Genomic DNA, 12,343 nt, shown 5'->3' with positions numbered 1-12,343 from the left:
TATGATTTTATTTCAAACTTTCCCACTCCTTCACCAACCTCTTCACCGACACCGGATACGGTGTCTTCAATTCCTGTGCAAACAGCGACACGCGCAGTTCTTCTATTTGCCATTTGAACATCTTCAGGCCGTCTGAAACGGGTTGGTTTTGTTTGGTTAGAGATTCCACTTTTTCCCGCCACATCTGCTCCAATTCTTGAATATCGGCTTCGCGTGCGGCATCGCGGGCGGGGTTGCCGGAATATTTTTCCATTCTCAACACCATTGCTTTCAAATAGATAGGTAGGCGCGGCCATTGGCTCCAGGGGGTGCGGCCGGCGAATCCGGCGGACAGCAGGGTTTGGGTGCGTTCGCGCAGCAGGTGGGTGAGCGGGTGTTTGCCGAGTTTGCCGTTGAGTTCGGCGTAGGCGGCGGCGGTGTCTTGCAGGTAGCGGCTCATGGCTTCTTTGACGGCGGGCAGGCGGCTGCGGGCGCGTTTGATTTGTTCTTTAAAGGCTTTTTCGCTGCGGGGCAGTTCGTCGTCGCCGATAAAGGCGCGGTCGCAGATGGCGGCGGTGAGGTCGTCGCGCAGGGCGTCGGCGGGGATGTGTTTGAGCAGCATGGCGGCTTGGGTGAAGCCTTGGATGCCTTTGCCCAGCTCTTTCATGTGCTCTTTGAGCTGGAGCTGCATGAGGGCGATCACGCCTTGGCGGTGGGCTTGTTCGGCGGCTTCGGGGGTGTCGAAAAGGCGCAGGGCGATGGTGTTGTTTTTTTCTTTTTGCAGACCGAGGTAGCCGGTGAGCTGTTGTTTGCCGCGGGCGAATTTGATGCTTTCAGGTAGCGTGCCGATGTCCCAGTTGGTGAGGTTGTCGCGCTCGAATTCTTGGGTGTTGTCGCGGAAGGTTACGGCGGCGGCTTGGCCGAGTTCTTGCTGGAGTTTGGCTAAATCGCGGCCGGTGGCAAGCTCTTGGCCGCCGTCGTCGATGATGCGCAGGTTGAAATAGCAATGCTCGGGTAGTTTGAACGCGCTCCATTCGTCTTGGTCGATTTGCTCGAGCAGACGCATGTCGCCGGCGGTTTTGGCGATAAAGCGGGCAAGCTGGGGGATGATCGGCTCTTGGCGGTTGGGGTTGCTTTCTAAAAATTGTGTGATGAAGTCGGGCACGGGCACGCAGATGCGGCGGATTTGTTTGGGCAGGGCTTTGATAAGCAGTTGCAGTTTTTCGCGCAACATGCCGGGCACGAGCCATTCGAGCGCGGGGGCGTGGAGGCGGTTGAGCACGGTAAGCGGCAGGGTGAGGGTTACGCCGTCGAGTGGGTGGTGCGGCTCGAAGCGGTAGCTGAGTTTGAATTTGCCGTCGGCGTTTTTCCAATGTGGCGGAAACTGCTCTTCAGTGATGTGCGCGGCGGCGTGCTGCATGAGGTCTTCGCGGGTGAGGAAGAGCAGGCGCGGGTTGTCGCGCTCGGCGGTTTTGAGCCAGCTTTGGAAGGTGCGGATGTCGGCAAGGGGCAATGGTTTTTTCAGACGGCCTGTGTGATGCGGGCTACCTGAAAGGCCGTCTGAAACAGGGGTATTTTGAGTAGGTCGGATACTGGTATCCGACATTGTATTTACTGCCTTTGTTTCTGCCGCGTTGTCGGATTCTGGAATCCGGCCTACGTTTTCCGCCTTTTCAGACGGCTCGTAAAACTGCGGTAAACGCTGGTTGTAAAACTCAAACAAGGCTTCTTCGTCCACCAACACATCCTGCTTGCGCGATTTGTGTTCCAACTCGCTGATTTCTTTAATCAGTTTTTTGTTGTGAATAAAAAAGGCCGTCTGAAGATTGCATTCCTGCGTCACCAGTGCGCTGCGGATAAAGATTTCGCGGGCTTCTTCGGGGGCGACTTTGCCGTAGGCAACAGGGCGGCGCGGCAGCACGGTCAGCCCGTAGAGGGTAACGCGCTCGCTGGCGACGACTTCGCCGCGTTTCTGCTCCCAATGCGGCTCGAAATAGTGGTAGCGCACGAGGTGCGGGGCTTCCTGCTCAATCCATTCGGGCTGAATGGCGGCGACATCGCGGGCATAAAGGCGGGTAGTTTCGGTGAGTTCGGCGGCCATCACCCATTTGGGTTTGGATTTGAACAGGGCGGAAGCGGGAAACAAATGAAAGTGCGAACCGCGTGCGCCTGTGTAGTCGTGGCCGTCGGGCGATTTCATGCCGACATTGGCAATCAGGCCGGTCAGCAAGGCACGATGGATTTGTTCGTAGCCGGCTTCTTTGGCGGCGCGGATATGGGCGCGATGCTGTTTTTTATCTAATTGTTTTTGTTTGAGTTTGGCAGATAAATCTTGGTCGCCGGTGTTTTCAGACGGCCTCAGTTGCTCTTGTGCAGGAGGCCGTCTGAAAGCCTGCTCTTTGGTGGTCAAACCCATTTCCACGGCAATGTCGGCGAGCTGGTGGTGCAGTTCGCGCCACTCGCGCATCCGCAGGTGGGAAAGGAAATATTGGCGGCACCATTGCACTAACTGTTTGTTGGATAAACCTTTGTCGCGCTCGCGCTGGAAGCTGTCCCAAATATTGAGGTAGGCGAGGAAATCGGATTGCTTATCGGTAAAACGTTCGTGCCCCTTTTGGGCGGCTTCGCGGGCTTCGAGCGGGCGTTCGCGTGGGTCTTGGATGGATAGGGCGGACACGATAACAAGTATTTCCGCCATACAGTCGTGCTTTTGCGCCGCCAGTAGAATGCGGGCGACCTTCGGGTCGATGGGGAGGCGTGCCATTTGTTCGCCCAGCTTGGTCAACCCGTTTTGGTCGTTTACTGCGCCGAGCTCAAGCAACACCTGAAACCCGTCATTAATATAACGCTGGTCAGGTGCTTCGAGGAACGGAAACGCCGCCACATCGCCCAGTTTCAACGCGGCCATGCGCAGGATGACTGCGGCCAGATTGCTGCGGATGATTTCGGGGTCGGTAAAGGCGGGGCGCTCGTTGAAATCGTCTTCGCTGTACAGGCGCACGGCTACGCCGGCGGATACGCGGCCGCAGCGGCCGGAGCGTTGACGCGCGGCGGCTTGGGAGATTTTTTCCACATGAAGCTGCTCCACTTTGGCGCGCGCGGAATAGCGTTTGACCCGTGCCAAGCCGGTATCGATCACATATTTGATGCCCGGCACGGTGAGCGAGGTTTCGGCCACGTTGGTCGCCAGCACGATGCGCCGTTTGCCGCCGCTGGGGTGGAAAATTTTGTGTTGTTCGGCGTTCGACAAACGGGCAAACAGCGGCAGGATTTCGTCGTCACGGCGCAGCGGCGATTTGCGCAGGGCTTCGGCGGCCTCGCGGATTTCGCGCTCGCCGGGCAGGAAGACGAGAATATCGCCGTCGCCCAGCTGCGCCAGTTCGTCGGCAGCATCGACAATCGCGTCGGTCAGCTCGATTTCCGCTTCGTCTTCGTCTTGCGAATGCAGCGGGCGGTAGAGAATGTCGACGGGGAAGGTGCGTCCGCTCACTTCCAGCACGGGTGCGTTGTTGAAATGTTTGGAAAAGCGCTCGGCATCAATGGTGGCCGAGGTAATGATGACTTTCAAATCGGGGCGGCGCGGCAGAAGCTGTTTCAGGTAGCCGAGCAGAAAGTCGATGTTGAGGCTGCGTTCGTGCGCTTCGTCGATAATAATCGTGTCGTAGGCGGTGAGGAAGCGGTCGGTTTGCGTTTCGGCGAGCAGAATGCCGTCGGTCATCAGCTTCACATAGGCATCGCGCGAGATGTTGTCGTTGAAACGTACTTTGTAGCCGACGGTTTGGCCGATGTTGCTGCCCAATTCTTCGGCAATCCGCTCCGCTACTGAACGCGCCGCCAAGCGCCGCGGCTGCGTATGCCCGATCAAACCTGCGGCACCGCGCCCGAGCTCCAAGCAGATTTTCGGCAGCTGGGTGGTTTTGCCCGAACCGGTTTCGCCGCAAATAATGGTTACTTGATTGTTTTGAATGGCGGTTTTGATGTCATTCAAACGCTCGTGTACCGGCAGTGTGCCGTCATACTGCGGCTTGGGCAGTGCGGCTTGGCGTTTTAAAAACGCGTCGTGCGATTTTTGATATTTTTTCTGCACCGCTTCGATGCCACCGAAACGTTTGGGGTTTTTGAAGGCGTTTTGCAGAAAATGGCGGTCGCGGGAGAGCGTTTGGATGAAGTCGGGCTGCTGCATGGTGTGTGTAAAAATCTAGGTAAAACAAAGGCGGTAATTATAACAGAAGGCCGTCTGAAAACTTTTTCAGACGGCCTTTCATACAAGCAGGAAATTTACCAAATGCGGCTGGCTGCTGTTTGTAGTGCTGATGAGATTTCGGTGCCTAAACGGCGGCCGAAAATTTTACTGAAGCTGTCTTCCGGCGTGTAGTCGACGATTTTCGGTGCTTTTACGACATCGCGGGCAATGCTGTAAATGCTGCCGTAGTCGTCGATAAGGCCTACTTGTTTGGCTTCGTTGCCGGTGTAGATTCTGCCGCTGAATACGTCGGGGTATTGCTTGTCTTTCAGACGGCCTCCTCGACCGAGTTTAACCGCTTTGATGAATTCGTTGTGAATGTCGGCAAGCATGCTTTCCCAGATTTTGGTTTGCTCCGGTGTTTCGGGGCTGAACGGGTCGCCCATGCCTTTGTTGCTGCCGGCGGTTTTCAGACGGCGTTTGATGCCGATTTTATCGATCAGCCCGGTAAGGTCGAAACCGCCGCCGATTACGCCGATGCTGCCGACGATGCTGGAGGGGTCGGCATAGATTTTGTCGGCGGCTGAGGCGATGTAGTAGCAGCCTGAGGCGCATACGTCTTCGGCAACCACATAAAGCGGAATGTTTCTGCTTTTATATTGTTCTTTTAAGTTGCGGATTTCGTTGAAGGCGGTGTTGGATACCACGGGCGAACCGCCGGGGCTGTTGGCACGGATAATGATGCCTTTTACTTTGTGGTTTTCGTAAGCGGCTTTCAGGCTGTCGCGCAGCATGGCGGTTTGGTCTTCATATTCGCCGCCGATGATGCCGGTGAGCGAAATCACGGCAGTATGGTCTTCGGTGCGGGTGGCCATGTTCAGCTTGTTGCCGGTGTCGCTGCTGCTGCAGGAATTTACTACGACAGCCAAGAAGATTAGCACTCCGACGGAGCGCCAGAGGTTGCGCCAGAAGCGGCCGCGGCGTTGTTCTTTATAGGCTTCGAGTAGCACGTCTCGCAGGGTGTTACGCTCCCAGTTGTCGGCTTGCTGTTGCGGGTTGGACGGATTGTCGCCGTCGCGACGGATTCGGTATTGCATAATGATGTCCCATAAAAAGAATGGCGGCTATTGTATAGCAAAGTAACCGGATATTTCCATGCCTTATACGGTTGGTTACGGCATATTTTGTCCGGTTGCCGGCAAAGATACGCCTGAAAGGTTTTCAGACGGCCTTCAGATTAGGGACTTATAAAGCAGCTAAAAATTCGGGCAGCTCGGATAAATCTTTTAAGACGGCCAAACAGGGCTGTTCGGCCAACTGTGCGGCGGAATGTGCGCCGGTGGCTACGGCGATGGAGGGCGCGCCGGCATTGGCAGCCATTTCCAGATCGTAAACGGTATCGCCGACCACCATGCTATCGACGGGGAGCAGCCCCAGTTCGTCGCACAGTTTGAAAACCATATCGGGTGCGGGTTTGGAAGGCTGCTCGCTGGCACAAGTGGTGGCCAGCCAGAAATCCGCCGTACCGGTTTGGGCGATGGCTTTGTCCAGCCCGATGCGGCCTTTGCCGGTGGCAACGGCCAACCAGTAACCTTGTTCTTTTAAGGTGCTCAGGCACGGCAGGGCGGAGTCGAAGAGGCGCATGTTGTGGTTGTTGGGGTTGAGATAGTGGTGGGCGTAGGTTTCGGCGAGTTGTTCTTTCAGATGCTGGTCGGCATCGGGAACAAGATGGTGGATGATGGTAATAAGGTTGTAACCGATTAAACCCCGTATCGTGTCGGCTTCGGGTGGAGGCAGTCCGCAGTCGGCAAAGGTGTGTTGGAAAGTGTTGATAATCGGGCCGGTGGTGTCGGCGAGTGTACCGTCCCAATCGAAAATAATCAGTTTGGGTTTCATAGTGTCATCCTGTCGGTAGGAGGGTTGCTGCTGCATCAGATGATTGATTATACAGCGGGATTATTGGAATCTCTAATGGGCGTAAGAGCGAGTTGTCGCAGTTAGCACGGGCTTGGCGGCGGGTTGTCGATATGAGGCCGTCTGAAAAATGTGGCTTCGGGTTTGCGGTTTTCAGACGGCCTCACACTCTGTAAAACCTTGCCCGAAGATGTCGGCAAGATTCTTGACGGCATATGTAAGCATTGGTAAAGCGTGCCGAATCGGTGTAGAATATGCGCCGTTTCCAACTCAAGACCTGCAAAGCGCAGGCACATGCCATGGACCTTCCCAGTTCATTATTACAACCTTATAACGACAACCTTACCGTTTAATCACCCTGCCTGAATACTGCTCCCGCAACACAGGCGGGCGGAGTATTTATGAGCATCGAGCAAGACACCCCGACTCAAACCGATTTAGATCGCTTGCCGCTTGATATCGAGCGCATTCACGAATTGTCTGAAGCGCTTCTGCCCGTTTCTTCGCAAATCGAAGAAGGGCAGGAGATTGAAGACATTGAACTCAACACCAAGTTGGTCGAATTAATCAGCATTCTGCACGAACTGCATCCGGCGGACGTGGCCAATGTGCTGGAATCGCTGCCGCCGAAAGAGCGGACGCTGGTGTGGCATTTGGCTGCGCCCGAAGAAGACGGCGAAGTTTTGCTGGAAGTATCCGATGCGGTACGCGAAACGCTGATCGAATCGATGGATACCGAAGAGCTGCTGGCGGCGGTAGACGATTTGGATGCCGACGAACTGGCCGAGCTTGCCGGCGATCTGCCGCACCAAGTGGTGTATGAGGCCCTGCAAACCCGTGATGCCGAAGAGCGTGCACAAGTGCAGGCGGCGATGTCGTATGAAGACGACCAAGTCGGTGCGATTATGGACTTCGAACTGGTAAGCATCCGTGCCGATGTCGCTTGCGAAGTGGTGTTGCGTTATCTGCGCCGTTTTGAAAGCCTGCCCGACCACACCGATAAAATTTTCGTGGTTGACCACGACGACGTATTACAAGGCGTGCTGCCCATCCGCAAACTGCTGGTGGCCGACCCCGAAGAGTTGGTGGAAAACGTGATGGCCACCGACGTGGTGCGGTTCCGCCCCGAGGACAACGTGGAAGAAGCGGCTCAGGCGTTCGAGCGTTACGACTTAGTAACTGCGCCCGTGGTCGATGCCGACAAAAAGCTGATCGGTCGTATCACCATCGATGAAATGGTGGACGTGATCCGCGAAGAAACCGAAGCCGATATGTTGAACATGGCCGGTTTGCAAGAGGAAGAAGACTTGTTTGCGCCGATTCTGGATTCGGTGAAAAACCGCTGGATGTGGTTGGCCATCAACCTCTGCACCGCATTTATCGCCAGCCGCGTGATCGGCGCGTTTGAAGGCAGCATCGAAAAAATCGTCGCCCTTGCCGCATTGATGCCGATTGTGGCCGGTATCGGCGGCAACTCCGGCAATCAAACCATCACCATGATTGTGCGCGCGATGGCGATGGGTCAGCTTTCCGGTCTGCAAGCCGGGCGGCTGTTGAAAAAAGAAGTGGGTGTAGCTTTGGTGAACGGTTTGATTTGGGGTACGGTAATGGGCGTGGTGTCGTGGTTGCTGTACGATAATTTCGGCATCGGCTTGGTAATGATTGCCGCTATGACGCTCAACTTACTGCTGGCCGCTACCGTCGGCGTGCTGATTCCGGTGGCGATGGATAAAGCAGGGCGGGATCCGGCACTGGGCAGCTCGGTGCTGATTACCGCGGTTACCGATTCCGGCGGTTTCCTGATTTTCCTCGGCTTGGCAACGATGTTTTTGATGTGATGAAATAAATATTGGAAGAGGCCGTCTGAAAGTTTTCAGGCGGCCTCTTTGGGTTTATTTGGCTAATTCGCTGTCGATTTCTTTGTATAACGCATTGAAGTCAGGTTCGCCTACGAAGGTTTTCAGCAGCTCGCCTTTTTTGTTCACAAAAAACGAAGTCGGTGCCACTTTCACGCCGAATGCTTTACCGGTATTGCCGTGTTTGTCGTACATGACGGTAAACGGCAGGGCGCGTTGGGCTGCATAGTTTTGCACGCTTTCCAGCGGATCGTAAGGTAATGAGATGGCGATAATCTGGAAATCTTTGCCTTGATAGTCGCGTGCGGTTTGCATCAGCTTGGGCATTTCGCTCACGCAGCCGGGGCAGGAGGGATACCAAAAGTTAATCAGGGTAACTTTGCCGTGCAAATCGGCATTACTGACCGTTTTCCCATTCAGGTTGGGCAGAGAGAAAGCGGGTACGGGTTTATTTTGGGGAAATAATAGAAAAGCCAGCAAGCCAACGATGACAAGGGCTGCGGCGGCGGTAAGGATTTTTTTCATGATGTCGTGTGTAATCGGTTAAGGTGAAAGGAAAGTTCGGCAGGGAGGTCTGTGGAGCGTCCGTTGCCGCTGCTTACCGGTACTAAGGTAATGTCGGCTTCGACGGCAACTTTGCGGGTATCTGCCCTAATGATGCGCTGTGTGAGCAGAATCCGGCGCGGTTCGATGGTGTTTATTCGGGTGTCGATGTGCAGCTCTTGGCCTTCGGTAGCGGCACGCAGGTAACGGATATCGATACGGGTAACAACCATCATGATACCGTCAAGCAGTGCCAGCAGCCCGTGCCGTTCGAAAAATGCCCAGCGTGCTTCTTCAAGAAATTCCAGATAGCGCGCGTTGTTGACGTGCCCGTAGCCGTCGAGGTGGTAGCTGCGTACTCTGATGGCGGTCATAATGAGGCTGTCTGAAAAATCAGTTTAGGGTAATGGGCTGGAAGATTTCGCGGCCGAGCGGTTCTTGCTCGAGGTCGGTAACGACAGTAGAGAGCTGAATATCGAACCATTCGCCGAAAATATCGGCGTGCAAATCCGGCCAATAGCTTTCGTCTTCGCACCAGTCGCCCAATTCGGCGGCGAAAATCTCTTCGAAGTGGTTTTCTATTTCATCCCACACTTCATCGACAGTTTCGCAGGGTTTGACCATATAAGCGTTGGCATCGGCCTGCAAGTCTTCCAAGCGGATGTCGTCCAAATCTACTTCGGGGAGTGACTGCAACCAATTCCAAAACGGCTCGAGGGGAACTAACAAAAATACGCTGCGATTTACTTCATACATAGCTATGCTCCTGCGGGTGGGAGTGGAAATGATATAGCAAAGGTGTTCTAAAATCTATAATCACGCAGAATCAAATTGTGAGGTGGGAAGTGTAGGGCAAATAACGGCTATATGATTTGGTTTGTTTGCGAACGGGTGCGAATCAGGCCGTCTGAAATTTTTCAGACGGCCTCTTTGCTGTCCGTCGGACACGCATGGTTCAGACAGGATGTATTTCTTGCTGCCATTGCGCCAATAATTGTTTTAACACGGTAGCCTGCTCGTGGCCGCTGCTGATGGCGGCTTGGAGCCAGTGGCAGGCGGTTTCGGTGCTGCGGGGAACGCCACGCCCGTGGTAATACAGGCAGGCAAGGTTGTATTGGGAGATGACATCGTCTTGGTTGGCAGCCTGCTCAAACCAGTAAGCCGCTTGTTCCGGGTCGGTTTCTACGCCTTGGCCGTTGTAATACATCATGCCGAGATTGGTTTGGGCCTTGCGATGGTTTAATTCGGCAGCCTCTATATAAAACTTGCGTGCCTGCATGTAGTCTTGCGAACGGCCTAAACCGTAGTGATAGGAGAAAGCGGTTTGGTAGGCCTTGTCTGCTTTTTGGTAGAGCAGGGCGGCTTGTTTGGCTTCGTTGTAATGTTCGCTGTGCGACAGTGCGGTATCGGTCAGCAGTTTCTGGTGCGCGGCCATATTGCCGAGTTCGGCTGCACGTTGGTATTGGCGCAGTGCGGTATCGGCATCGGCTTCGATACCCAGACCGTAGCGGAAGATGTCTCCGAGCAGGCGGAGGGCTTCGGGGTGGTTGCAGCGGGCGGCGGTGGAGGCATGCTGACGGGCTTGCTGGTAATCGCGTTCGACATATTTGCCTATGAGATAGACGTTTGCCAGTAAAGCATGGGCATTGATATCACCTTGCCGTACCGCTTTTTGCAGCCATTCCACTCCGCTGCCGTCGCCGTTTTCGAGCAGGATTTCGCCCAATGCGGTTTGTGCCGCCGAAATATCGTCTTGTGCGGCAGGCAGAAAATGTTCGGCCGCTTTTTTCAAGTCTTTTTCGACGAATTGCCCGTAGCGGTATTGGTTGCCGAGTTGCCAGTGCGCGGCAATCAAACCTTGCTCCGCCGCTTGTGTAAACAGGCGGTGGGCTTTTTCGAGATCGGGCTGTGAAGCCTGCTGATAGTGTTTGGCCAGAAAATATTGGGCATCGGGGCTGTTTTGTGCTGCGGCCAGTTCCGCCCAATGCACTGCCTGAGGGTCTTTGTTTTCGGCGCAATATTCGAGCATACGCAGTTGGGCGTGAAGAATGCCTTTTTCGGCCAACTCGGTATATTCGTCAACTTGGGCAGAAAAAGGTTCGCCGTCAAATGCACGCATTTGCAAAAGGTTGTAGCGGGCATACGGATGGCCGGCATCGGCGGCTTTTTGCAGCCATTGGCGGGCAGCCGTGTAGTCGGGGCGGGAACCGCCGCCATTCAAGAGGCAGCCGGCAAGTTGGAAAGCGGCTTCAACATGGCCTTGTTCGGCGGCTTGCCGTAAAAGCGGGATGGCCGGAGCGCAATCGTCGGGATTGTCCAGCAATAGCGCATGGCCTTGTTCAAAAAGAGAGTCGGGGGTGGGATGAGTCATTTTTCGGATTGGTGATGACGAAAAAAGGCATTGTATAGCAATCTTATGCCAATAAGGAGAAGGCTGTGCTCTGTGGTTTCAGAGCCGTCTGAAAGGCAGGTGGACTTTTTGCAAAAACCCCAATACGCTGCATTCTGCGTTGGGAGGCGGTGCTTCAAAACGTATCCGGTTTTGCAAAGGTTTGGGCTTGTTTTCAGACGGCCTTAAAGCGGTTGCTTTTTTGAACCAACGGATCGTCCTGGCGAATGTGCTGGTACGCGTAACTATGGGTAGGAAGATTCACTTTGCTGTAAAAGCTGCCGTTAATCTGAGTAACGTTAATATGATACATACGGAAAGCATGGAATAATTTGCTGTCCGGCGGGGTAGGGCGGTTCCAGAATTCAGCCAGGCTGTTTTGGAAAGTAATGCCTGCAATATCGTAGCTTGCCCGGCCGATTACTTTAACCGGCATATTGTGAATCAAAGCGGAAAGCCCGCAAGTGCTGTTGAGCGTAACCATACCGGTGCCGTGGCGTAGTAAAACCGGCAACGGAGTGTCGTGAACATAAAAAACACGGCCTTTCAGCTTGGGGTGCTGTTTGATGAAATGATTGATGTCTTTGCGGTAATCGATAAAACCTCTGTCCATCGGATGGTGTTTCACAATCAGGTTCACATTATCCGGCGCGTGGGTGGCGAATGATGTGAGGATGTGCAACAGGAAGCTGCGGACGGATGAAAAATCGCTGTGCACCCGTACTTGGCTGTCGTTCATCACTTGCAGCGGCAGAATGAAGAATTTACCGAATTTGCCGTTTGTTACCCGTTTGGCGAATTTACGGTCTTCAAACACATAGTTGGCGCGTTTCAGCCCTGAAAAAGCCCATGATTTGATGTAATGTCTGAGATTGCTGACACGATGGTGGATGTAATAAGGATATTTGTCATGGTGTCTGCGGGCGGCAAAATAGTAGCGGACGGCATGTTTGGCCATGGGTAGGAAGCCGCCGGGAACGGCCGGAGGTTCTTGGTATTGTTGTGTGTGCAGGTTCGGTAACGCTTTCAGAAAGAAATCGGCATTACGCGGCAGTGAGGAAAAATCATTTACACCGTCTTTTTCCAACGTTACATAGAAGGGGCGGAAATAGCCTTCTTCAAATGCCCAAAAACTCCGGTTTTTCTGCCCGGCAATCTGTCTGGCAACGATGTGGTACGGGCGGGTGTCGCCAAAGCAGACAACAGCCTGTATATCGTTTTTCTCAATGAAATCAGACAAAAAATCGGGGAATGCCTGATAAGTGTCGCGGTAGGCAAACGTATTGGGGGTGCTTGACGGATAAAACAGTTCGTCGCCGTAATTAAAGTTAATCTTAAATACGGTTTTGGATTGTTGGGTGGAAAGCCAGTTTGAAAAGTCGTAAAAAAATGTGCCGATAGGCCCTTGCAGCAGTAAAACATGATCACTTGTGCTGATCAGCTCTTCCAGGTAGCTTTGAGTGTTGACATTTTCCATAT

The 12,343-nt window shown here is 53.9% G+C and carries 10 protein-coding genes; 1 reads left to right on the top strand and 9 read right to left on the bottom strand.

Annotated features, from left to right (window positions below; all coding sequences use genetic code 11):
- Positions 1–7: 7 nt before the first annotated feature.
- The 4 genes from hrpA to EL216_RS11430 all read right to left on the bottom strand — a co-directional run bounded on the left by hrpA (position 8) and on the right by EL216_RS11430 (position 6,291).
- The gene (gene hrpA / locus EL216_RS06070; protein ID WP_085390123.1) at positions 8–4,162 is read right to left on the bottom strand and encodes an ATP-dependent RNA helicase HrpA; all 4,155 of its coding nucleotides are present in this window, start codon (positions 4,160–4,162) and stop codon (positions 8–10) included.
- Between the two features lie 95 nt (positions 4,163–4,257).
- Positions 4,258–5,259, bottom strand: coding sequence for a S49 family peptidase (locus EL216_RS06065; RefSeq protein WP_085390124.1), 1,002 nt, complete (start codon positions 5,257–5,259; stop codon positions 4,258–4,260).
- Between the two features lie 148 nt (positions 5,260–5,407).
- Positions 5,408–6,058 carry an HAD-IA family hydrolase gene (locus tag EL216_RS06060; RefSeq protein ID WP_085390125.1) on the bottom strand — a complete coding sequence of 217 codons (651 nt, stop codon included), beginning with the start codon at positions 6,056–6,058 and terminating at the stop codon, positions 5,408–5,410.
- Between the two features lie 101 nt (positions 6,059–6,159).
- Positions 6,160–6,291, bottom strand: coding sequence for a hypothetical protein (locus tag EL216_RS11430; protein ID WP_269471211.1), 132 nt, complete (start codon positions 6,289–6,291; stop codon positions 6,160–6,162).
- A gap of 186 nt (positions 6,292–6,477) precedes the next feature.
- Between EL216_RS11430 and mgtE the strand changes: the two genes are divergently transcribed.
- Entirely contained in the window at positions 6,478–7,914 is a 1,437-nt protein-coding gene (gene mgtE / locus EL216_RS06055) for a magnesium transporter (protein WP_085390126.1), read from the top strand.
- Between the two features lie 54 nt (positions 7,915–7,968).
- Here mgtE and EL216_RS06050 read toward each other — a convergent pair whose 3' ends face one another.
- From EL216_RS06050 to EL216_RS06030, 5 genes are all read right to left on the bottom strand, one after another.
- Positions 7,969–8,457 carry a TlpA disulfide reductase family protein gene (locus tag EL216_RS06050; RefSeq protein ID WP_085390127.1) on the bottom strand — a complete coding sequence of 163 codons (489 nt, stop codon included), beginning with the start codon at positions 8,455–8,457 and terminating at the stop codon, positions 7,969–7,971.
- A complete protein-coding gene (locus EL216_RS06045) occupies positions 8,454–8,849 on the bottom strand; it encodes an acyl-CoA thioesterase (protein ID WP_085390128.1) in 396 nt (131 codons plus the stop codon). Before EL216_RS06045 ends, EL216_RS06050 begins: the two co-directional genes overlap by 4 nt.
- A 19-nt stretch (positions 8,850–8,868) precedes the next feature.
- Positions 8,869–9,231, bottom strand: coding sequence for a VacJ (locus EL216_RS06040; RefSeq protein WP_085390129.1), 363 nt, complete (start codon positions 9,229–9,231; stop codon positions 8,869–8,871).
- 199 nt (positions 9,232–9,430) lie between these two features.
- Entirely contained in the window at positions 9,431–10,846 is a 1,416-nt protein-coding gene (locus EL216_RS06035; RefSeq protein WP_085390130.1) for a tetratricopeptide repeat protein, read from the bottom strand.
- Positions 10,847–11,039: 193 nt separating this feature from the next.
- Positions 11,040–12,341 (bottom strand): capsule biosynthesis protein, encoded by a 1,302-nt coding sequence (locus tag EL216_RS06030; protein ID WP_085390131.1) that lies wholly within the window; start codon positions 12,339–12,341, stop codon positions 11,040–11,042.
- Positions 12,342–12,343: the final 2 nt, after the last annotated feature.

This window comes from Neisseria animaloris (assembly GCF_900637855.1).
In the GTDB taxonomy this organism is placed as follows: Bacteria; Pseudomonadota; Gammaproteobacteria; order Burkholderiales; family Neisseriaceae; genus Neisseria; species Neisseria animaloris.
The sequence above is the reverse complement of the archived record's forward strand: the minus strand, read 5'-3'. Positions and strand labels throughout refer to the sequence as shown.